The organism is Mesorhizobium sp. M8A.F.Ca.ET.181.01.1.1, from assembly GCF_004792025.1.
Classification (GTDB): domain Bacteria; phylum Pseudomonadota; class Alphaproteobacteria; order Rhizobiales; family Rhizobiaceae; genus Mesorhizobium.
On record NZ_SRTV01000223.1, the window covers coordinates 1 to 306 of the forward strand.

The following is a 306-nucleotide window of genomic DNA, read 5'->3' on the forward strand; positions in this document are numbered from 1 at the left end:
GGAGGTCAGGGTGCTGCAACTCATCCGCCTCAAGCTCGACCTCGACACGCTGACCGTGGCTGCGATTGCGCGAGCGACCAAGGCGCGCCTACGCACGCTGACTTAGCGTTGGCGCGACCTTCAGAAGAAGCTCACCGGGAAATAGCGCAGATAGAACTCGGCGAAGGTGCCCTTGATCGAGATTTCCTGCAGCGCGTAGTCGAAGGCGGCGGCAAGCGCGGTATCGCTCTTGCGGGTGGCGATCGCCATGCCCGAACCCAGATATTCCGGCGCCAGATACGGACCGCCGGCAAAGCGACAGCAACT

1 protein-coding gene and 1 pseudogene are annotated in these 306 nt (G+C 62.7%); one reads left to right on the top strand and one right to left on the bottom strand.

From position 1 onward, the window contains the following. A pseudogene (locus EN824_RS36440) lies at positions 1 to 106 on the top strand (Tellurite resistance protein TerB); the annotation flags it as partial. Between the two features lie 14 nt (positions 107 to 120). On the opposite strand, the gene EN824_RS34360 reads toward EN824_RS36440, so the two are convergent. Further along, on the bottom strand, positions 121 to 306 hold a 186-nt coding region (locus tag EN824_RS34360; protein ID WP_135933221.1), incomplete at its 5' end, for a transporter substrate-binding domain-containing protein.